The sequence below is a fragment of the Pseudoalteromonas 'SMAR' genome, assembly GCF_048515945.1.
In the GTDB taxonomy this organism is placed as follows: domain Bacteria; phylum Pseudomonadota; class Gammaproteobacteria; order Enterobacterales; family Alteromonadaceae; genus Pseudoalteromonas.
Window position 1 is genome coordinate 110,684 of the sequence record NZ_JBLWMW010000003.1, and the last position, 21,417, is coordinate 132,100.

A 21,417-nucleotide genomic window follows, 5' to 3' on the forward strand; every position below is an offset into this window, starting at 1 on the left:
CCCTAGTCAGGGGCCAAATAGCAATGAAATACGCTGTCAGCTACTGACTACTGCGGTCATCAGACAGTGACAAAAACTTTGCGTCGATACATCCAATGTAACACCAACAATTGAACTAATAACAAAGCCAACACAGCCATTAAAGGTTGCCATGGCGCTGCTACCGCGGTGATAACGCCACCAAATACACTCTGGCTAATATAGCTCCAGTCAACCAAACTAGAGGCTAGATAAATAATAATAGAGTTAGCGCCGATAATCACAAATGGGTAGGCCCAACGCTGAACATTTAAGACGTCGATAATGGCATAAAAAAGCGCTAATAAAATGGCGCTCCACCCCACTGTGACTAACACAAAAGAGCTGGTCCACAACTCTTTATTAACTGGAAACTGCAGATCCCACAGCCAACCTAAAGCCAGCGCAATAACCCCTGAACCTAACAATATCATTACCGCACGCCATTGCCCCTGCAGGTGAGCATTGGCAATCACGCGACCAGCAAACACTCCCGCAATGGCGTTGACCACCGCAGGAAGCGTCGACAACACCCCTTCAGGATCAACCGGGCGATGTTGGTAGCTAATGCCTGGTAATAAATAATCATCAAAAACAGCATTCCAACTGCCAAGCCCAGGTGCGCTCAGATCTCCTGCAACACCACCGGGCACGGGTATAAAACACAGCAGTAACCAGTAACATATCAAGATCCCCACAGCAACGTAAGCAAGTGTTTTTAAACTGCTGTGCCACACCAACAAGGCACAAAAAAACCAAGCAAAAGCAATTCGCCCTAAGACACTGGCATAACGTACGCCATCACTATCAAGCGGGACACCCACTCCCCAGCCATGATTATACAACACACCAAAAACACAGAGTAAAAGCAGTCGCTTTAGGGCCTTGGTATAGATAGGTTTGCGCTGTATTAAAGGGAGGTGATCAATGCGTTTTGGCGAGAGCCCCATGGCTACGCCAGAAAGAAAGATAAACAGTGGGAATATTAAGTCATAAAAGGTAAAGCCATGCCATGTACTGTGCACGGTATGTGCCTCAAATGCTTTCCAGCCCTGCCAACCTGTTAATACAAACAGCGCAGCAAAAATAGATTGCCCGCCTAAAATCCAGAACATATCCATGCCACGTAGCGCATCTAAAGACGCTAAACGTTTCGGTTTATTCGTTGTTGTCATCTCTACTACCTATGCCCCTTATAAGAGGATGGCCATTAACCAAATAAACCCTGCGATACTACTGCAGGGTCTCATCAGGGAATTCAAACTATTGTAATTAGTGTGGCTGTCATCCCACTTGCTCACCAGCAATAACGGTTAGCTCAGCTTCTAAGTCTTGGTTTAACACCACAAAGTCGGCGTCTGCACCACTGCGTAAATGCCCTTTTGTCTCTAACCCCAAATATTGCGCGGGATAAAGCGATGCCATGCGTAAGCTTTCAGCTAAACTTAACTGCAAAGTGTTGACACTGTTTTTCACCGCACTGGCCATATCCAACACACTGCCAGCTAGCTCCCCGGTGGTGGAGTTAAGACGATCGCCAGTGCGAATAACTTTGCGACCATCAAAAAAGTCAAATTCAGTGGCATCGGTACCCACTGGTGGCATGGCGTCTGTTACCAACATGACTTTGCCACGCTGTTTGCTGCGAATGGCTAGTCGGGCCGACTGCGGGTGAACATGATGACCGTCCACAATCAAGCCACACCAACTGTGGTCATGCCAAAGCGCAGCGCCAACCACGCCCGGTTCACGAGAAGTAAAAGGTGACATCGCATTAAACAAATGAGTAAAGCCATCAACCCCAACTTGTAAGGCCCGCTCAGCGGTTTCATAGTCAGCATTAGAGTGTCCAATAGACACCTTCACGCCGAGGTCAATTAAGCGCTTAATATCATCTAACGGCACCGTCTCTGGTGCCAAAGTCACCATTTTGATCCCTAAGTCTTGGCGGGCATAAATCGCAAACTCTTGCTCTGAAATAGGACGGAGGTATTGCTCACTGTGAGTACCCTTTTTAGGACCAGATAAATGGGGGCCTTCAAAGTGTATCCCCAACACGCCTGGTTGCTTTGCTGCAATCGCTTGCGCCGTAGCATCAGCAGCGCGCTCCATCACTTCTACGCGGTCTGTAATAAGAGTAGGCATCAAACCAGTAGAGCCAAATTTGGCATGTGCTTGCACAATTTGCGCTAAGCAAGAAACCGACTGCTCGGCATTAAAAAAGCCGCCACCGCCGCCATTAACTTGGACATCAATAAATCCCGGTACCACCATACCGGTTAATACCTTGGCATTATCCACAGCATGATTAAGGTGCTCAATTTTACCGTTATGCACAGTGAAATACACTTCGCTATGCCAGTTGTCACCATCAAATAATTGTGGCGCAAAATAGTGTTGTGAACTCATTCGTTGACCTTTTTAAATTCTTGACCAGCACTTTGAATGGCATAATAAATCGCCCCCATTTCCGGTGGCTGCTTCGGGGCTTGCACTTGCTTTGCGATAGTTGGGTCAAGCCAGGCTTGTAATGGTTCTGCCAGTCCGCCAATCATGGATAATCGTGGCGGATTAAGTGCCAATAGACGCTGGGCTAAACGACTGATGTAATCGGCGCCGGTTTTAACAATAGTAAGTGCAACCGCATCGTTTAACTTTGCTTGTTTAAACACGTAGCGAGCCAGCTTAGCGTAACCACTGGATGGCTGTCCTGCCATTTGCTCAGCAATTCCCATTGCATCTTTGACGCCAAAATGGCCAAGCAATACTTGAGTTAACGCTGTACTTTCACCCAAACCATCGAGATCGAGCAATACAGCTTTTACTGCTTCTAGCCCCATCCATGCACCACTGCCCATGTCGCCCTGAGCAAAACCATGGCCGCCGTAGTTAACGGTTTGACCATTGACCAATGCAAAGCCACAAGAACCGGTGCCGGTAATAATAACAGCACCGTCACTGCCCTCATGGGCACCAATGCAGGCAGTATGAAGATCTGTGGTTAAGAACATATGCTTAAAAGGATGTTGCCATTGCAAGATTTTTTCATACAGAGCTGGCAAGTTAACACCAGCTAAGCCCAGTCCGGCGTTTAGTTCATGCACCTGCTCGACTTTAAGCCCTGCATTTTGTAGCGCCATTTGGGTTGACACCATGATAGATTCTAGGGTGCGTTCAAGACCATGTAACGGGTTTGCAGCCCCTCCTAACCCAGTACCCAAAACGCCATGTTGCTGTGAGTAAATGGTTGCACGGCATTTTGTCCCTCCACCATCGATACCGATGTAGAGTTGGTCTTGGTCAACCTGTTTCGCCATCATGTAAGACCCCTAGTAATTTGCTGGTTGCCACCGCGTTATTGTTATCATTCGCCACGGTACTTGTTGTTGAGTTAATGTTACCCACAAAATGACAGCGTTGTCATTAAATTTCTCAAGATTTTTTTTCAACTTGATAATGTCGTGCATTTCAATAGCACGGAATTTATCTTGGTTTGGTATCGACCTTATCGACAGCCATATAAAGAAAGGACAATGATTTCAGACAATTGCGCCGTATTACAAAATCTATTTTGATTGTGAAAACGCGAACCATATGCCAAATACGATTCCTCCCTAACCGCTATAATATTACACAGAAACAGAAATCTGTCAGTGAAAAGTTGCTTGGGGAGTAAGGATCAAGTGGAATCTAGAAGGCGAAATAGCAAGCAGCGCCGAATTGAAGCACTGCTTGTTGTCAGATTAATGAGGTTTATTTAACCCCTAATTCTCGCAAACGTTCTTGTAGGTAGCTGTCTGCGGTATAACGCTCAGACAATACGACATCTGGACGTGGATGCAAAAACAGTGGCAAAGAGATACGCGACTTATCGGACGCTTTACCAGTTGGGTTGATCACTCGGTGGATGGTAGATGGGAAATAGCCACCAGACGCCTCTTGTAACATGTCACCAATATTAATAATTAAAGAGCCAAAGTCACAAGGTACGTCTAACCAGCTACCATCTTGTCTTTGCACCTGCAGTCCAGGCTCATTGGCTGCTGGTAGCACAGTGAGTAGGTTAATGTCGCCATGGGCCGCAGCGCGAATGGCGCCTGGCTCTTCATCGCCAGTCATTGGTGGATAGTGCAATACACGCAATAGTGTTTGCTCAGAGTCTTTGATCATGTCTTTCAGATCAATAGAAAACTTAGCACGAACCTCTGCAGGCGCTTCAGCTTGTACCCAGCTTAATAACTCTTGGGCAAACTCACTAGCCAGACGGTAGTATTCACGGATCTCAGCTTCTAGCTGCGCAGGCACTTGGCCTTTAGGATAAACGTGAAAGTATTCTTTAATGTCTTTTACAGAAAAGCCTTTCGCCACCTCAGACACGTCTGGTGGAAAATAACCGTCTTGTGTGTCTTTGTTATACAAGAAGTTGTGCTTTTCTTCAGAATTGAAGAACGCTTGCCAATTGTTGTAAATGGATTCCACTAGCTGTTGTGGAATTGGATGGTTTTTTAATACACCGAATCCAGTGTTTCTTAAAGATTCTACAAACTCTTTCGCAGCATTTGGCGATTGATAGTCTACGGTAGGTAACTGTTGCATGATGGTTCCACCAAAATTATTAGTAATTCATGGTCAATTGTAGGCGCAAGCTCACAAACTGACGCACTTCCCGTGTCATCTCAACACTGCGTACCTTAATATCAATCAGCTTAATGGCGCATCTGCATTACGCAGTTTATCATCAAGTCTGCTTGATACCTAACCAAGGCCGGCGTATTTAATCGGGTCTGTTGACCTAGGGTTGTTTTCGTGCGCATGTTCAAGCTCTATGCAAAATAGAGCCGATGCGGCCCACACCAATCTTTGCATCAGCATAAGATCAGAGCAGAATACTAAAAACAGCAACAGCAAAGGCCAAAAAGCCCTATACGATCGTGTTGTCGATAATTCTATAAAAATGTCAGCACTGGGCTTTTTAATTAAGCCGTGTCTGGCCACTTCAAAGAATATGTATTAACAGCCGGCGAGCTTATTGAAATCGCCGGCAATAAATAAGGACTTATGTCCGCTTAGCGTGTGACATCCCCCCTATTTTGACTCAGATCAACTCATATTTAGTATTGTGCTTGTTACTGAAACGGCAATGGAATATCAATATGCCAAGTTAAGCCATGGTCATCAGTGATCCGATACTCCCCTCCAAGCGCCCCCGAAATTAAGTTCGCAGCTAAATTTGCGCTTAGCCCGACGTGGCCAGAATTACCTCGTTTGGTGGTAACAAAGGGCTGCAATAAATCTTGGCTATCGATCCCTTGTAGTCCATCACCGCCATCGGAGTAGACAACGGCTAAGTGTTTTTCTGTAAGGGTAAACTGTATTTTCACCGCTCCGGTTGTGACTTGCCAAGCGTGTGCCATTGAGTTTTCAATTAAGTGTCCTAATACTTCCAGTAACGCGTTAACATCGCAAATAAACTCGTCCTGATTAACACCAGTAAAATCTAACTCCACCGCCGCAGAGTCATAATTTCTTGCCAACCGCTCTACCAGCTGTTGTAAATTAGTGGCTTGCAGTTCGCTTTCCCGTTGAGACTGAGATACCGACTTAAGCAATGCCACAAACTTCGCCACTTTATCTAAATTACGACTACACAATACACTGCTGTGGTTAATTTGCTCTAGACCCGCGGCCAGGCCTTCTTGAGTTAAGGTGCCGAGCTCTAATGCCACAGACAATTCTTTGGTCACTTCCTCCAAAAAGGTATTGGAGGTAATACTGGTGCCTAATGGCGTATTTATCTCGTGGGCAATCCCCATCACCATCTGGCTTATGGCACTGGATATTTGTTGTTTAACTGCCAGCTTTTGCCCTTCTAATAATTTGAACTGAGTCTTTACTCGAGCAATGATTTCGCTGGGCTTATACGGTTTGGTAATATAGTCGACGCCACCAGCCGCAAACGCTTCGACAATGCTGTCACTGTCGTCATAAGCACTGACAAACATAACCGGAATGTCTTTTTTCAGGGGATCTGATTTCACTATTTTACACAGTTCAAGCCCTGACATTTGGGGCATTTTCATATCGGTGATCAATAACGCAGGCTGCCGCTTATTAATAATACTCAGCGCCAACTCGCCACCGGTTGCAGCCAACACTTTAAAGCCTTCTTTACGCAAGATCAGCTGTAGCACCTGAAGGTTTTCAGGCCTATCATCAACGATTAAGATCTCAGGCATGGTTTACTCTGGTTCCTTGCTGCTAAGACTTCTACCAGCATAGCTTGAGAATTTACATATCGCGACTATGGTTAATTATAAATGTATGCCTAAATAATAACTTATGTCTGCAAAAGCTCAGCTTAGTTGGTTAGCTGTTATCACCATTATCATTTTTCTTGGTAGCGTATCGCTGGCTCAGTTTGTGATCTTTCATCCCCAACAGGCCCTAAAGCAGTATTATCAAGCACAGCAAAACCATTTATTATTAAAGCAATATCAGTTACGCCAAAACAAACAGTTGTTAACGCAATTACACTTTTACCCAGACCAAGCGCCAGACTCCGAGCTGCTTCAGGGGATTTTCATCAGCCAACAACAGTTAGTTCATCAATGGCAAGCTGCTCAAAGCGGGCTACCCCCACTCCCTCAAGACTATAAAAATCGCATGTCGCAACTGGATTACCACCTGCAAACAACACAACAGCGTGCTAACGCTCAGAGTATGCGGACATTGAGCATTACCGCTATTGCCCTATTTATATTAACCATCACTCTGATTTGGTACATCTGGTTTATGCGTACCAAGCATTTTGCACCGTTATATCGTGTTATTAATGCCCTTAAAGAGCGATCACACTACAGCCATGGGGTGACAAAACTACCGCAGGCCAGAGACGCTGATATCCGCCGCTTAACCACCGCCATTGAATCTGCCACACAAGTTCAGCAGCAACGTCTCGAATTAGCAGCAGTCATAGAGCGTTATAATCGTGAACTAAAAGCCTTATCGGGCTCCACTGCCATCGTTAAACACGGATTAGCCTTTGTTGCCAAGCAATTCAATAGCCCCAGTGTTAGCTTGTATTTACAGCATGACAACCACTCTCTTAGTGTCGATGCCAGCGTCGGCTTAGTGCCAGCCTACGCCGTTGTCGCTGAACAACTCAATCAGTCGGTGACACAAAATCAAGCGTTACAACAAATTGCGCCACTGTGGCTCAGGCAAGATGGGCAGGAAATAAAAATAGCGGCGCGCTACTCCTTGCCATTAAGTGTTGGCAGTCAAGTAAAATACATTTTACTGGTTGCCAGCAGTGAAGTGCTCAGCGACAACCAATTCGATACACTGCAATACCTCTGCAAAGACCTGAGTTTAGCCTTGGCAGTCAATGAAAACATGGAGAAGCAGCAGCAAACCGAAGCGGCCCTCAGTGAGCAACTTGAGCTGACGAACCATATTATTAATGCGATCCCAAACCCCACCTACTACCGAGATACCTCTGGCGCCTTTATGGGGGTCAATCAAGCTTTTTTGACCTTGCTTGATCAATTTGAAGTGGATGTCATCGGGGCCAAACTCGAACAGGTGTTTGAACTTGGCACAGCCAATCTATTCGCGGCAAAAGCGCAAGAAATTATTGATTCAGCACAAGCACACACCTACGAAGTGACCATGTTAGATGGCCAGCAACAAAACAAAGAGCTGATTGTCTACGAAGCGCCGTTTTTTAACCGCGAGGGAGACGTGGCCGGTGTGGTCGGTATGTTTTTGGATGTCTCTGAGCGAAATCAGTTACAACGCGAATTGATCGAGGCCAAAGACAATGCTCAAGAGTCGGCAAAAGCCAAGGGCGAGTTCTTAGCCAATATGAGCCATGAGATCAGAACCCCAATGAACGCGATTATTGGTATGTCACACTTGGCATTGGCCACCGACTTAAATGCAAAGCAGCATGACTATATTACCAAAATAGATAGTGCAGCTAAGCAGCTACTGCGTTTGATTAATGATATTTTAGATTTTTCTAAAATTGAAGCCGGTAAGGTGGAATTAGAACATGAGCCTTTTACCCTTGAAAAGCTTATGGATAGCGTTGCCACCATTGTCAGTATCAAAGCACAAGAGAAGCAGTTAGAACTGGTTTTTGATGTTGACCCTGAGCTCCCTAGTGCCTTAATAGGCGATCAATTTCGTTTGACTCAGGTATTGGTGAATCTGGCAGGGAACGCGGTGAAATTTACCGAATCCGGTGAGGTAGTTATCCAAGTAACGGCGCTCGCCACCAAACAGGATAATGCCAAAATCAAATTTAGCGTTAAAGACTCAGGTATTGGGATGTCGAAACAGCAACAAAAGAGTTTGTTTCAATCTTTCTCTCAAGCCGATACTTCTATCACCAGGCGCTACGGCGGCACAGGTTTGGGTCTGACCATTTCTCAACAGTTGGTTAAGTTGATGGGCGGAGAAATCTACGTCGAAAGCGAGCAAGGGATAGGCTCAGAGTTTTATTTTACCTTACTGTTGCCATTAGCTGAATCCAATGCTTTGCAACCAGCTAACACCGCGCAATTCGCTCAACATCAGGTCACCATCGTCGATGACAATCAGCACGCTTTAGATGTGTTAGCAGGCATGTTGAGCAACTTTTCTATGCCAGTGACGGCATTTACTGACCCCAATGAAGCGCTCAATCATGCCATGCTCAGCGAGTACGTCCAGAGCCTGTATATTGTCGATTGGCATATGCCAGCAATGGACGGCTTGGAGTTAATCTCCAAGCTCAAACAACTCCCTAGCCACAGTGAAACTCGATTTATTTTAGTCACGGCATATGGCCGTGAATTGAGTTTAACCGCAGCACAATCTGCACTCATAGATGGGGTGTTACTAAAACCATTAACCCCTTCTAATCTTGTTGATGTCATACAGAGTACGCTGTTTGATACGGTGTCTGCACGTCAGCATATTCATCCTAATAACCATACCATAGCGACAGATACCCTTGATGGCATGATGATATTAGTTGCCGAGGATCAGCCCGTAAACCAAGAAATCGCGGTAGAAATTCTCAGCAGTTATGGCGCCAGTGTCATTGTCGCCGATAATGGCGAACAAGCCCTACAAAAGGCCACAGAAAATGCCGTAGATATCATTTTAATGGACATGCAAATGCCGGTTATGGATGGCATCACCGCAACACTCAAACTACGAGAACAGTACCCAGCAGATTCACTGCCCATTTTAGCCATGACGGCAAATGCCATGACGCAGGATATTCAAGCCTGTTTAGCGGCGGGGATGAATGGCCATGTTGCCAAACCCATCGACGTAAAACAATTAATCGAAACCATAGCACAACACTGCAACAACGGCCTCGACCGCGATAACTCTGCACCAATAAACCACACACACGCAGAATCAAAAACAGCAGAGCCGGAAGAAACTGTTGATTTTACTGGCATCGATATCAATGAAGGGGTCACCCGAGCCGCTGGCAATCAACAAGTGTATTTTGATATTCTAGAGAAGTTTCTGTCGCAGCAAGTCGAAGAGCTAATTAACTTAAAGCAAGCGCTAGCAATTGAAGACTATGAACTCGTTCGGAACATGTTACATGCTTTGAAAGGTGCCAGTGCGAACCTTTCTATCGTTAAACTCACTGAGGCATTTAAACACATTGAAGCCACGTTAACGACCAGTCCACCATCAGCCGCTGACATCGATGAACTCATTAAATACGTGAAATACGCACTCGAGCAATGCCAGAAACAACGCAGTAAAATACTTAATCACGCCATCAGCAACACCAGCAATGATGAATCTCAGCTACAGGATTTAGTTAAACTGGCTTGCGCGCTGCGTGATTATGACACTCAAGCCACTGAGATCATAGCCACCATTGATGTTGGCCCCTATCTAGACGAAGTCGAATTAGAGCAGCTAAAAACCGCAGTAGCACGATTTGAATACAATGAAGCATTATCGCTGCTAACGGCTATTCAACCTGTCGGTGAAGCCGCACAACTGAGCAGCGACAGTTAAGCAGTCGACCCTAAATCTAGAAATAGCAATTTTTTGCATTCCACCCGGTTGGCATAGTTAAGGGCTCGAACACACAAGCTCACAGCAAAAGAACCATAGCGAAACATCAGCTGAAGAGGCATAAGAGGGTCAGGTATCTCTAGAATATACCCAAAAAAGCGACACCAAGCTGTTAACCTATCAGCAAAAGACTTGCTCAATTTAAGGGAGTATTTGACGCTGACGGCGTTACCATTATTTCTTGGCAATAAGTTCTTGTAATTTGCTAAATAACCCCCCAAAAAAAACGCTACTACCAATCACAACTAAAGAAGGTGCCGTAATAACTGACACCTTTAGCATCTAACTGATGACGATTAAAGTCCTAAATCATTCATAAAATCATCATCGGCAACGTCATCGCTTGCTTTGTCATCCTTGGCTACTGACTTCTTTTTGCTTTCTGCCTGACTGGCAATGATGTCATCTGGGTCTACCGCTTCAGCGATATCAAAATCGTGCAATTTGATGAATTCCGTTTTATCCATCGCCAGCTCAAGGTAGAAAATATTCTGCCCTTGGGTCGTGAATGTCACTCTTCTGGCTTGCGGTCGATCCATGGTGGTGTCCACTGAAATCTGCACCTGCTTATTAATAGCCATCATTTTTGGTTGGTTTTGAGTGATTGATGTATGCAGTTGCTCCCGCACTTTGTTGGTAAAGTCGCCAACAATCTGGTTCATCAACTCACCCAGCACATTGGCTACGTCATCCGACAAGTGACTGGAGGCAATTTCTTCCTCCGGCATGCCCATATTGCGCATGTAGTCGGTGTACACTTCCATCGCCGCTTGGCCAGTAAAGTTGGTTACCACCAAGCCAGTAAAGCCGCCGTCAAATAACACAAAACAGCCAATATCGGGGCGCATGCAAGTGCGGGTGATTTTCTGCACCATAGCAGAATAACTAATTTGGTTGCCGCTCGCCGACGACAGTACTTCGGTTACTGAGTGGCATAGCGTTGAAAGGATGTCTTCTGTACTAATCACTTTATTTTTCGCCATTTTTTGTCTCATTTTTACTTCTTATCATTAATAGTAGCCAAGCTACTGAATTTATCACTGACTATCCAGCATAAAATGCTAAAATAGCGAGATTATTTTTAAAGAGAGATTTGATGTGACGGGCAAAGATAGTATTTATGCCACCGAGCAGGCTGTGAAAGACTTTACTTTTGATGAAAATGTCGTGGAAGTCTTCCCCGATATGATCCAGCGCTCTGTGCCTGGCTATGCCACGATTGTAAGCACCATGGGCAAATTGGCTGGAAGCTACGCACAAAGTAATTCTAATTTGTATGATTTAGGCTGCTCTTTAGGTGCAGTGACGTTAAGTATGCGTCGCAACATAGACAAAGAAAACTGCCAAATCATTGCTGTTGATAATTCCGCCCCTATGGTGGAGCGCTGTAAATTGCACTTACAAGGGTTTAAGTCGGATGTGCCGGTTAAGGTTGAGCTTGGCGACATCACAGATATTGCTATTCGTAATGCCTCGGTGGTAGCTATGAACTTTACCCTGCAATTTATCCCTGCGGAGTTACGCTATGCCGTCCTAGAAAAAATCTTTCAGGGGTTAAAGCCTGGTGGCGTACTATTGCTGAGTGAAAAGATCCGCGGCGAGAACGACATTAAAGATAATTTGCTCATAGATTTACATCACGACTTTAAACGCCACAATGGCTATTCCGAACTGGAGATCAGCCAAAAGCGCACAGCCATCGAAAACGTCATGCGCACAGACTCACTGAGCACCCATTTACAGCGCTTAGAAGACATTGGCTTTAGCCAAACTCAGCTCTGGTATCAATGCTTTAACTTCTGCTCCATGGTAGCAATTAAATAGAGGCGAATATGAACAACTGGTTTACCGATTTTTATGCCACCATAGCGAAAACCTCGCTCAGTCATTGGCTTGAAACCTTGCCCGCCCAGCTCAGTCACTGGCAAAAAGAAGCACAGCACGGGGATTGGCCAAAGTGGGAAAAAGTGCTAAAAAACCTACCAGAACTGCCCCATGATCATGTTGATATCACCACCAAGGTAGAAATTGGCCATGGCCAAGGTATCAGTGAAGGTCATCAAAAGCAGCTGACGCATTTACTCAAGCGCATGATGCCTTGGCGCAAAGGCCCTTTTCATTTACACGGCATCCATATCGATACTGAGTGGCGCAGCGATTGGAAATGGGATCGCCTCCTTCCTCACATTAGTGATTTAAGCAACCGTACCGTGCTCGATATTGGTTGCGGCTCAGGCTACCACCTGTGGCGTATGCGCGGCGCAGGTGCAGAACTGGTGGTCGGCATTGATCCTTCTGACTTATTCTTATGTCAATTTCAGGCGATTAAACACTATAACCCGGATCCCCAAGTGCATTTATTACCACTCGGTGTAGAGCAGCTGCCTGAGTTAAAAGCATTTGATACCGTTTTCTCTATGGGCGTATTATACCATCGCCGCTCGCCAATCGACTTTTTAGCCCAGTTAAAAGCACAATTACGCAAAGGCGGTGAGCTGGTACTCGAAACCTTAGTTATTGAAGGCGATGTTAATACGGTGCTGGTACCCACCGACCGCTACGCTAAGATGCGCAACGTTTGGTTTATTCCTAGCTGCGATGCCCTCACTTTATGGCTTGAACGCGTGGGCTTTAAAGACATTAAAGTGGTTAATAAAGACGTCACTTCGCTGCAAGAGCAACGCCAAACCGATTGGATGACAACGGAGTCTCTGGCTGACTTCCTTGACCCTGACGACCCCAGTAAAACCATTGAGGGTTACCCTGCTCCGCTGCGGGCTATTGTTGTCGCCACAGCGTAAACACATCAGCTTAAGAGCGTTCATAACACGCAAAAAAGGGGCTCAGCAGCCCCTTTTTATACCAATTTACTTAATTAAATGCCCTATTTTAGGCATGTATTAAGTGACTCATCACAGCTTGGTATTAGCCTAGTAATTCAGCTAGTTGTTTGCTTACCGCTTCAACCGCTTGAGTACCGTCAAGTTTATGGTACTGAGTGTTGCCAGCTTGGGCTTCTTTGCTGTAGTAATCAACCAATGGCTTAGTTTGCTCATGGTAAATAGCAAGACGCTTACGTACCGTCTCTTCAGTATCGTCATCACGGATAATAAGGTCTTCACCAGTGACATCGTCTTTGCCTTCCACTTTAGGTGGGTTATAAACGATGTGGTATACACGTCCAGAGCCTGGGTGTACACGGCGACCGCTCATACGCTCAACAATGATTTCATCGGCAACATCAAACTCGATCACGTGATCCACTTTGATGCCGTTTTCTTTCATTGCGTCTGCTTGAGGGATCGTACGCGGGAAACCATCTAGCAAGAAACCATTAGCACAGTCTTCTTTGGCGATACGCTCTTTCACCAAACCAATGATGATCTCGTCAGACACTAACTGCCCTGCATCCATTACCTTTTTCGCTTCCAGACCTAGCGGCGTGCCTTCTTTGATTGCAGCACGAAGCATATCTCCAGTAGAGATCTGCGGAATGCCATACTTATCCATTAAAAACTGAGCTTGAGTGCCTTTACCTGCACCCGGTGCGCCAAGCAAGATGATGCGCATAATTAAATCCTCGTTTAGAGTTATTGCTGTTTGTGTGGTGAATTTTTCCATATGCGCCGCCGTTTCTCAAGGAACTTATACTAATTGCTTAGCTGAAACGGCGTTTTTTGCGCTTAAAACAAAAAAGCTCTGCGATTAAGCAGAGCTTTTGCTGATTTTATTGAGCTTATAAAAATGCGCCCAGTGCTTTCACTTGGTCAAGCATGCGGCACGAGAAGCCCCATTCATTGTCATACCAAGCCATTACTTTTACCAGCTTACCATCCACTTTGGTTTGCGTAGAATCAAACACTGATGACGCAGGATTGTGATTAAAGTCAATGGACACCAACGGCAGCTCATTGTACTCAAGAATCTCACACATGGCTCCGGTTGCAGCCGCCTTAATGGCAGCATTCACTTCTTCTGCAGAGGTGTCACGCTTGGCGATAAAAGTAAGATCGACTAAAGAGACATTAATCGTTGGTACGCGTACTGCCATCCCGTCTAGCTTACCTGCCAGCTCTGGAAGGACTAGGCCAACCGCTTTAGCCGCTCCCGTTTTGGTTGGGATCATCGACTGCGTGGCGCTACGTGCGCGGTATAAATCTTTGTGATACACATCAGAAAGGTTTTGGTCATTGGTGTAAGCATGGATGGTGGTCATGCTGCCTTGTTCAATGCCAATATTGTCATTCAATACTTTAGCAATCGGCGCCAAACAGTTAGTAGTACAAGAAGCATTGGAGATAATAGTCGAATCAGCGTTTAACACTTCGCTGTTCACGCCATGCACAACCGTAGCATCCATATCTGTGCCTGGTGCCGATACAATGACTTTCTTAGCGCCCGCTTCAATGTGCTTTGCTGCCGCCTCACGCGAGGTGAATAGGCCTGTACACTCAAGTACGATATCGACGTTCAACGCTTTCCAAGGTAATGCCGCTGGGTCGCGCTCCTGAGTCAGGGTAATTTCATCGCTACCTATTACCAAAGTGTCACCATTTAGAGCCACTTGTTCGCCAAAACGACCGTGTACGGAATCGAACTGAGTCAAATGGGCATTGACATTGGCTGGCGCTAAATCGTTAATAGCAACCACTTTAATCTCTTGGTTTTGGCCTGATTCATATAATGCGCGAAGTACATTGCGACCGATACGGCCATAGCCATTAATTGCGATATTAATCATGATAACTGTCCCCTAAATCTATTTAACTTCACTTGCTTGTTTTGCAAGTGCTTCAATGGCTTGCCAGTCTTTGTTGGCGATAAGCGCTTTATCAAGCATCCAAGTACCGCCGACACAAACCACATTGTCCAGTGCCAAATACTTAGGTGCAGTTGCCAACGAAATGCCTCCCGTTGGGCAGAATTTAACCTGTGGAATTGGGCCCGCAATCGACTTTAACATCGGCGCCCCACCTGCCGCTTCTGCAGGGAAAAACTTCAAAAACTCAAACCCTTCTGCCGCAAGTTTCATCACTTCACTGGGCGTTGCTGCGCCCGGAAGAAATGGAATGTCGGTGGTTTTTGCAAGCGCTAAAAGTGCGTCATTGGTGCCAGGGCTCACCATAAAGTCGGCCCCCGCCTCTACCGAGGCCGCAAATGTCGCTTGGTCTACCACAGTGCCGGTGCCAACAAAGGCTTCTGGCAGTGCTGCTTTGATGTCTTTTACAGCTTGAGCAGCCACAGGTGTTCTTAGCGTCACTTCCAGCGCACGTAGGCCACCGTTAAACAATGCCGTTGCCAGTGGCACCGCATCTTCTAAGTTTTCAATCACTATCACTGGCACCACAGGTGCAGCAGTTAAGATCTCTTTGATGTTCATGCTCATTCCCAGTGTTATTGTTCTTCAATCCCAAATGAGCATGCCCCTTGGTCGGCGCTACTCACCATTGTTCTAAAGCCAGAGAATAATTCTCGACCGGTACCAAACGTTTGTGTTTGATCCGAAATCTGTAGCTCGCGCTGCGCCATCTCTTCATCAGAAACATGCACAAACAGCTCGCCTTTCGGTGCATCCAGGGTGACTAAGTCGCCTTCGTGGATTTTCGCAATAGGGCCCCCTTCAACCGCTTCAGGTGCTAGGTGGATGGCCGCAGGTACTTTTCCTGATGCTCCAGACATGCGTCCGTCAGTGACAATCGCCACTTTAAAGCCTTGGTCTTGAAGTGTTGCCATTACTGGAGTGAGCTTATGCAGCTCAGGCATCCCTTTGGCTTTCGGCCCCTGCTCTTTAATGACAGCGATAAAGTCTTGATTCAACTTGCCAGCACTGAACGCTTCTTGTAACTCACCTTGTGAACTAAATACTTTAGCCGGAGCAGTCACGGTTTGGTGTTGCTCTTGCACCGCTGATACCTTGATCACCGCTTTACCAAGATTGCCGTTAAGAAGCTGTAAGCCGCCTTGTTTATGGAATGGCTGCGATACCGGGCGAAGGACTTCTTCGTCTAGTGATTTTTCTGGTACTGGCACCCATTTTACTTTTGCAGGACCTTGTGAATCGGTCATGATGACATTGTTATCAACGTCCAGCATAGGCTCCATGGTGTAATCGTCTAACCCTTCGCCCACAATGGTTTTAACGTCGTTGTGCAAGAAGCCAGCATCACGCAATTCACGCATCAAGAAGCCCATACCACCTGCGGCTTGGAAATGGTTTACGTCGGCATGGCCGTTAGGATAAATACGCGTCAGTAACGGCACCACTTCAGACAGATCCGCCATGTCTTTCCACGTGATTTGCACCCCGGCTGCTTTCGCCATGGCCACTAAGTGAATCGCATGGTTGGTCGAGCCACCGGTAGACAGTAAGCCCACCAAGCCATTAATAACGGTTTTCTCGCTGACAATATCAGCCAAAGCATTGCCACGCTTACCATCGAGTAATTGTTGCAGCATTGTTTCTACTGCGTTGGCAGTCAGGCCATCTCTGAGCTCTGTGTATGGATTAATGAATGAGCTGCCTGGTAAATGCAGACCCATGATCTCCATGAGCATTTGGTTGGAGTTGGCAGTACCATAGAAAGTACAAGTACCGGCACTGTGATACGAAGCACTTTCCGCTTCAAGCAGCTCGTCGCGGCTCACTAACCCCTGTGCAAACTTTTGTCTAACACGGGCTTTTTCTTTATTTGGAATACCAGACTGCATTGGACCTGCTGGTAAAAAGTAAACGGGTAAGTGACCAAAAGATAAGGCACCTATTAGTAATCCCGGTACGATTTTGTCGCACACACCGAGACAAAACACACCATCGAATACATCGTGTGACAGCGCCACGGCAGTTGACATGGCAATCACATCGCGAGAAAACAGCGACAGTTCCATGCCATCACGGCCTTGAGTTACGCCGTCACACATGGCTGGTACACCGCCAGCCACTTGCGCCGAGGCATCAAATTTATTGGCCACAGCTTTAATTAAATCGGGATATTCTTTATACGGTTCATGCGCCGATAACATATCGTTATAGGCGTTAATAATGCCAAGGTTTGGCTGCTCATCTTCTTTTAATCGAGCTTTATCACTGCTAGAACATGCAGCCATAACGTGTGCAAGGTTTCCACAGCCCAGTCCCGCTCTTACGCGCGTTTGTTTTTTTGCTTGTTGGATTCGAGCTAGATAGGCTTGACGTGTTGCTTTGCTTCGCTCAATGACGCGTTCGGTAACTTCCTGAATTCGTGGATGCAACATAGTACTGACTCTCTAAGTGTTAGAGGAAAAAGGCTCTGCACGATTGCCAGCATTCGTGGCAATCCTTGTACAGAGCAGCTTTGATTTACCCGTTCAAAGGTACGCTATCAGGTTGTCTCTCACCCCAACCTGACACCGGTGTCACTGTATTTACTCATAAATCTGACACCGGTGTCAACCTTTCCTATAAATTTAGTCTAACTTTTTTAAATGACCAAATTATAACCGCCTTTATTATCTTAAAAATCGATATCGAAGCACTAAAATAACCGGCCACTGAAGTCTCCAGCGCCACCATAAGCGGATAGATAAGGTGCTATATATACGATGGCATTATGAGAGACACCCACTTAGATAAAGATAATGAGAGACACCCACTTAGATAAAGATAATGAGAGACATCCACTGAACGATAAGTGACATCCACTGAACTGATAAGTGACACCCACTCAGATAATAAGTAACACCCACTGAGGTGATAAGTGACACCTTTAGAGATGATTAATAACACTCACTGAGTGACCTTGCACCAGTGTATTCTCAGAGTAAAAGCAATAAAAAGCCCAACGACGAAGCGTTGGGCTTTGGGGCAAGTATAAAAAATTGAAACTAGTTCTGGGTCAACGCTTGCGTCGACTCGCGGGTGATGAGTTTGGCCTCTAGCACCTGCTGGAATGGCTCGCTTTGCGGCTCTGCTATTTGTTTAATTAGCTCTGCCACTGCGGTACGAGTCATCTCTTCTACCGGCTGCGCAATGGTGGTCAGCCCAGGCCAAATATGCCGTGCTATTGGTGCATTATCGAATCCGGCAATGGACAGCTGTTCAGGAACTTTTATTTCACGCTGAGTCGCCATTTTTAATACCGCCGCCGCCATGTAATCGTTCGATGCGAATACGGCACTGGGGCGCGGCGACAAATCAAGAATCTCTTTGGCGCTGTCAGCACCAGAGTGATAACTAAAGTTACCCTCTGCCACCATTTTCGGGTTGAACTCAATACCATGTTTCGCTAAAGCTTTTTGATAGCCTGAAAAACGGTTCTCAGTGGCACTGTGATCGGGGTGACCTTTGATAAAAGCAATATCTCGATGCCCGAGCTTGATCAAATGCTCAGTGAGCTCAAAGGCCCCCTGTTCATCGTTGCTGCGCACCGATATCGATTCATCGTCTTCAATAGCCGATGCCACTCGAGCGTAAGGCACCTTGCGCTGTTTTAAAAAGGCAATGAGTTCTTGGGAGTCTGAAAACGGCGGCGTTAATACCAAACCATCTAAGCGAGAGGTGGTAAGTAGCTGATCGACATTGTCTATCAGTGCCTGTCCGCGTAGCTCACAAGGGTGGATCAGCAGGTTATAACTGTGCTGCTGACATGCCTCCAGTGCACCACTTTGCACTCGAGTGATATAACTCTTTGACGGATTGTCATAAAGGCAACCAATAATAAAACTGCGGTTTTGTGCTAAGCCCCGGGCAATAGGGTTGGGTTTGTAATTGAGTTCTTCAAATACTTTTAGCACTTTTTCTCGGGTAGCAGCACTGACGTTAGGCTCGTTGTTTAGCACTCGAGATACGGTTTTTTTCGACACTCCCGCATATTCAGCCACGCTATTAATGGTTACTTTTTTCATCTTCGACTTCCTAACCTTACTGGCGCTGGTGCAAACACGCCGCCGCGCCAATTAAAGGAATATTATCTTCTACCACCAGCGTTACTGGAATTTGGCTGGTGTATTGTGACATCATGCCTTTTTCGGTAAAGCGCTCAACGAAACTACTTGCCTGCAAGCGAGACTGCATCCGCGGCAGTATGCCACCGCCAATATAAATCCCACCTAAGGCACCAAAGGTCAAGGCTAAATCGCCAGCTACGCTGCCAAACCAATCACAAAAGTGACTTAATGTTGCATCACAAATGGCACATTCATTCGCCAGAGCACTGATCTGAGCGGCATTAAGATCTTTGGCTTGCTCCCCACGTACTTCCGCCATGGCTTTGTAAAGCCGAGCGATGCCGGGGCCTGAGAATACGGTTTCAATGGAAACATGTTGCGTATTGGCGCGTAACACCGCCATCAAATCTTTGTCTAGTTCGGTAACCGGTGCCAATGAAATATGACCAGCTTCACAGCTCATCACCGCTGTGCCATTAATATCGCGCGCCAAACAAGCGGCGCCGAAGCCGGTACCTGGCCCCATCACGCCAATGTTTGCACCCAACTCCGGTTGTCCTTGTTTCACCACTAGGTTTTTGTCTAGCGCCAAATAAGGAGCAGCAAAAGCAAACGCGGCAAAATCATTGATCACCGCAAACTCGGCAAAATCGAACTGAGCTTTAATGTCTTCTGAATTGAAATGCCAACCTAAATTAGTTAAATGAACTTGCTGCGACTTGATTGGTCCTGCTACCGCAAGACATGCACGTCTGGGTCGGGTTACAGGTAGCTCAGTTAAATATTTTTGGATAGCGGCTTCAAAAGACTGGAAATCAGCGCTTGGGAAAGTGCTTTGATGGGTGATGGAAAAACGTCGGGTGGTCGCATCAAAATCTGACACGATTGCAAATCTTGCGTTTGTTCCTCCGATGTCGGCGACGACAATCGGCTCAAACGGCACGGATGAATGGCTTGTTGTCTGGCTCATATTATTATCTCTTTATCACTGCATTGATGCTTGTGCTAACCATTGCACTGTCAGCACGTCTCCATTTCGGTTGGGCTAACACTTGCGCTGCCAGCACATGTCCTGCATTCTTATTGTCTTTAACCGCCAAAAATTTGCACGCCTTGGCTTAGTTTTTTTACCAATTAAGAAACCATTGGAAAAAAAGAGCTGCCCTCGGCAAAGGGCAGCCAAATACGTTTTGACAACAAAATGATAAAACGCCACTAGTATGACACCGGTGTCAGCTTGGTTCAATAAAAATTTGCAATTTCTCTTAAATTGGTTGAAAAAAATATTGAATACCGCAAAATGCGGTAGTCCGAAGCGTTGAGAAAAACATGAAAGGTAAAGCAACTTCTTTTGATATTGCCCATTATGCTGGGGTATCACAATCTACAGTGTCACGAGCTTTGAGAAATAGCCCGCTGGTCAGTGAAGAGACCCGCAGACGTGTGCATGAAATCGCCAAGCAGCTTAACTACAAGGTCGACAAAAATGCCAGTAATTTGCGTACGCAGCAAAGCAGTACCCTAGCCTTATTGCTATTTGAAGACCCTACTGGCGATGATTCCCAGATCAACCCTTTCTTTTTAAGTATGCTCGGCAGCATCACCCGAGCGTGCGCGAAACAAGGTTACGACTTGCTGGTATCATTTCAATCAACAAGCAGTGACTGGCATGCCGACTACGAAGACAGCCACCGTGCCGATGGCTTAATATTACTGGGCTATGGCGACTACATTGATTATCAGTCAAAACTGCAAACACTGTTGGACAATAACACTAAGTTTGTTTGCTGGGGCGCCAGCGTTGATAACCGCCCTGACCTCACCGTTAGTTGTGATAATTATGGCGGCGGCGTGCTTGCGGCGAAGCATCTCATCGACATGGTTCGTACCGATTGTGCTTTTATTGGCGATGCCTCCGATCACAGTCCTGAGTTTTTCGCTCGCTTTAAGGGCTTTCGCGATACCCTTCGGGCCAAAGGCATTGAGATAAGCGACCGTAAAATGGCCAACGCCATTTCAACCGAAGATTCAGGCTACCATGCCACGCGCTCACTGATCGCCAATAACGTTAAATTTAATGCCCTTTTTGCCGCCAGCGATCTTATCGCTATCGGCGCCATGAAAGCGTTAAAGGAAGCCGGGATCCGAGTGCCAAATGACGTCCATGTAGTAGGGTTTGATAATATTTCAGCCGCCAGTTACGTTTCACCTTCTCTCACCAGTGTGCAACAAAACACCACCCTAGCGGGACAAATGCTAGTGGATAATTTACTGCAATTAATCAAAGGCGAAGACGTAACATCGACTTTACTGCCACCAAAACTAATTGTTCGCCAATCGTCACGATAAGCAAATATTCCTTTCACTGCCGAACGG

General features: G+C 46.2%; 16 protein-coding genes. 4 read left to right on the plus strand and 12 right to left on the minus strand.

Annotated features, from left to right (window positions below; all coding sequences use genetic code 11):
- Nucleotides 1–59: 59 nt before the first annotated feature.
- From nagX to ACNKW2_RS02605, 5 genes are all read right to left on the minus strand, one after another.
- Nucleotides 60–1,193 (minus strand): transmembrane glucosamine N-acetyltransferase NagX, encoded by a 1,134-nt coding sequence (nagX, locus tag ACNKW2_RS02585; protein ID WP_419147155.1) that lies wholly within the window; start codon nucleotides 1,191–1,193, stop codon nucleotides 60–62.
- 109 nt (nucleotides 1,194–1,302) lie between these two features.
- Nucleotides 1,303–2,427, minus strand: a complete 1,125-nt coding sequence (gene nagA, locus ACNKW2_RS02590; RefSeq protein ID WP_419147156.1) for an N-acetylglucosamine-6-phosphate deacetylase — start codon at nucleotides 2,425–2,427, stop codon at nucleotides 1,303–1,305.
- Nucleotides 2,424–3,338: an N-acetylglucosamine kinase gene (gene nagK / locus ACNKW2_RS02595; protein ID WP_419147157.1), complete on the minus strand. Its 915-nt coding sequence runs from the start codon at nucleotides 3,336–3,338 to the stop codon at nucleotides 2,424–2,426. Before nagK ends, nagA begins: the two co-directional genes overlap by 4 nt.
- A gap of 433 nt (nucleotides 3,339–3,771) precedes the next feature.
- Nucleotides 3,772–4,614, minus strand: a complete 843-nt coding sequence (locus ACNKW2_RS02600) for an isopenicillin N synthase family dioxygenase (RefSeq protein ID WP_336566566.1) — start codon at nucleotides 4,612–4,614, stop codon at nucleotides 3,772–3,774.
- 530 nt (nucleotides 4,615–5,144) lie between these two features.
- A complete protein-coding gene (locus ACNKW2_RS02605) occupies nucleotides 5,145–6,254 on the minus strand; it encodes a response regulator (RefSeq protein WP_419147158.1) in 1,110 nt (369 codons plus the stop codon).
- Nucleotides 6,255–6,357: 103 nt separating this feature from the next.
- Between ACNKW2_RS02605 and ACNKW2_RS02610 the strand changes: the two genes are divergently transcribed.
- A complete protein-coding gene (locus ACNKW2_RS02610; protein WP_419147159.1) occupies nucleotides 6,358–10,059 on the plus strand; it encodes a PAS domain-containing hybrid sensor histidine kinase/response regulator in 3,702 nt (1,233 codons plus the stop codon).
- A 356-nt stretch (nucleotides 10,060–10,415) separates the two neighbouring features.
- Here the strand turns inward: ACNKW2_RS02610 and ACNKW2_RS02615 are convergent, their stop codons facing one another.
- Nucleotides 10,416–11,102 (minus strand): DUF3334 family protein, encoded by a 687-nt coding sequence (locus ACNKW2_RS02615; RefSeq protein ID WP_336566570.1) that lies wholly within the window; start codon nucleotides 11,100–11,102, stop codon nucleotides 10,416–10,418.
- A gap of 115 nt (nucleotides 11,103–11,217) precedes the next feature.
- Here ACNKW2_RS02615 and cmoA point away from each other — a divergent pair, with 115 nt between their 5' ends.
- Together cmoA and cmoB are read left to right on the plus strand one after the other, a co-directional pair.
- Nucleotides 11,218–11,943, plus strand: a complete 726-nt coding sequence (gene cmoA, locus ACNKW2_RS02620; RefSeq protein ID WP_419147160.1) for a carboxy-S-adenosyl-L-methionine synthase CmoA — start codon at nucleotides 11,218–11,220, stop codon at nucleotides 11,941–11,943.
- 8 nt (nucleotides 11,944–11,951) lie between these two features.
- Nucleotides 11,952–12,920 carry a tRNA 5-methoxyuridine(34)/uridine 5-oxyacetic acid(34) synthase CmoB gene (gene cmoB, locus ACNKW2_RS02625; protein WP_419147161.1) on the plus strand — a complete coding sequence of 323 codons (969 nt, stop codon included), beginning with the start codon at nucleotides 11,952–11,954 and terminating at the stop codon, nucleotides 12,918–12,920.
- 124 nt (nucleotides 12,921–13,044) lie between these two features.
- Here the strand turns inward: cmoB and adk are convergent, their stop codons facing one another.
- From adk to glk, 6 genes are all read right to left on the minus strand, one after another.
- Entirely contained in the window at nucleotides 13,045–13,689 is a 645-nt protein-coding gene (gene adk, locus ACNKW2_RS02630; protein WP_336566574.1) for an adenylate kinase, read from the minus strand.
- Nucleotides 13,690–13,855: 166 nt separating this feature from the next.
- Nucleotides 13,856–14,860: a type I glyceraldehyde-3-phosphate dehydrogenase gene (gap, locus tag ACNKW2_RS02635; RefSeq protein WP_419147162.1), complete on the minus strand. Its 1,005-nt coding sequence runs from the start codon at nucleotides 14,858–14,860 to the stop codon at nucleotides 13,856–13,858.
- 18 nt (nucleotides 14,861–14,878) lie between these two features.
- Nucleotides 14,879–15,499 carry a bifunctional 4-hydroxy-2-oxoglutarate aldolase/2-dehydro-3-deoxy-phosphogluconate aldolase gene (eda, locus tag ACNKW2_RS02640; RefSeq protein ID WP_419147163.1) on the minus strand — a complete coding sequence of 207 codons (621 nt, stop codon included), beginning with the start codon at nucleotides 15,497–15,499 and terminating at the stop codon, nucleotides 14,879–14,881.
- Nucleotides 15,500–15,513: 14 nt separating this feature from the next.
- The gene (gene edd, locus ACNKW2_RS02645) at nucleotides 15,514–17,370 is read right to left on the minus strand and encodes a phosphogluconate dehydratase (RefSeq protein ID WP_419147164.1); all 1,857 of its coding nucleotides are present in this window, start codon (nucleotides 17,368–17,370) and stop codon (nucleotides 15,514–15,516) included.
- Between the two features lie 609 nt (nucleotides 17,371–17,979).
- Nucleotides 17,980–18,999, minus strand: a complete 1,020-nt coding sequence (locus tag ACNKW2_RS02650; RefSeq protein WP_419147165.1) for a LacI family DNA-binding transcriptional regulator — start codon at nucleotides 18,997–18,999, stop codon at nucleotides 17,980–17,982.
- Between the two features lie 16 nt (nucleotides 19,000–19,015).
- Nucleotides 19,016–20,011 carry a glucokinase gene (glk, locus tag ACNKW2_RS02655; protein WP_419147166.1) on the minus strand — a complete coding sequence of 332 codons (996 nt, stop codon included), beginning with the start codon at nucleotides 20,009–20,011 and terminating at the stop codon, nucleotides 19,016–19,018.
- A 359-nt stretch (nucleotides 20,012–20,370) separates the two neighbouring features.
- On the opposite strand from glk, the gene ACNKW2_RS02660 reads away from it, so the two are divergent.
- Entirely contained in the window at nucleotides 20,371–21,390 is a 1,020-nt protein-coding gene (locus ACNKW2_RS02660) for a LacI family DNA-binding transcriptional regulator (protein ID WP_419147167.1), read from the plus strand.
- Nucleotides 21,391–21,417 lie beyond the last annotated feature (27 nt).

What these genes read in the sequence shown, in the direction of transcription:
- nagX (WP_419147155.1), bottom strand. Translation starts at nt 1,193, where the DNA reads ATGACAACAACGAATAAACCGAAACGTTTAGCGTCTTTAGATGCGCTA.
- nagA (WP_419147156.1), bottom strand. Translation starts at nt 2,427, where the DNA reads ATGAGTTCACAACACTATTTTGCGCCACAATTATTTGATGGTGACAAC.
- nagK (WP_419147157.1), bottom strand. Translation starts at nt 3,338, where the DNA reads ATGATGGCGAAACAGGTTGACCAAGACCAACTCTACATCGGTATCGAT.
- ACNKW2_RS02600 (WP_336566566.1), bottom strand. Translation starts at nt 4,614, where the DNA reads ATGCAACAGTTACCTACCGTAGACTATCAATCGCCAAATGCTGCGAAA.
- ACNKW2_RS02605 (WP_419147158.1), bottom strand. Translation starts at nt 6,254, where the DNA reads ATGCCTGAGATCTTAATCGTTGATGATAGGCCTGAAAACCTTCAGGTG.
- ACNKW2_RS02610 (WP_419147159.1), top strand. Translation starts at nt 6,358, where the DNA reads ATGTCTGCAAAAGCTCAGCTTAGTTGGTTAGCTGTTATCACCATTATC.
- ACNKW2_RS02615 (WP_336566570.1), bottom strand. Translation starts at nt 11,102, where the DNA reads ATGGCGAAAAATAAAGTGATTAGTACAGAAGACATCCTTTCAACGCTA.
- cmoB (WP_419147161.1), top strand. Translation starts at nt 11,952, where the DNA reads ATGAACAACTGGTTTACCGATTTTTATGCCACCATAGCGAAAACCTCG.
- adk (WP_336566574.1), bottom strand. Translation starts at nt 13,689, where the DNA reads ATGCGCATCATCTTGCTTGGCGCACCGGGTGCAGGTAAAGGCACTCAA.
- gap (WP_419147162.1), bottom strand. Translation starts at nt 14,860, where the DNA reads ATGATTAATATCGCAATTAATGGCTATGGCCGTATCGGTCGCAATGTA.
- eda (WP_419147163.1), bottom strand. Translation starts at nt 15,499, where the DNA reads ATGAACATCAAAGAGATCTTAACTGCTGCACCTGTGGTGCCAGTGATA.
- edd (WP_419147164.1), bottom strand. Translation starts at nt 17,370, where the DNA reads ATGTTGCATCCACGAATTCAGGAAGTTACCGAACGCGTCATTGAGCGA.
- ACNKW2_RS02650 (WP_419147165.1), bottom strand. Translation starts at nt 18,999, where the DNA reads ATGAAAAAAGTAACCATTAATAGCGTGGCTGAATATGCGGGAGTGTCG.
- glk (WP_419147166.1), bottom strand. Translation starts at nt 20,011, where the DNA reads ATGAGCCAGACAACAAGCCATTCATCCGTGCCGTTTGAGCCGATTGTC.
- ACNKW2_RS02660 (WP_419147167.1), top strand. Translation starts at nt 20,371, where the DNA reads ATGAAAGGTAAAGCAACTTCTTTTGATATTGCCCATTATGCTGGGGTA.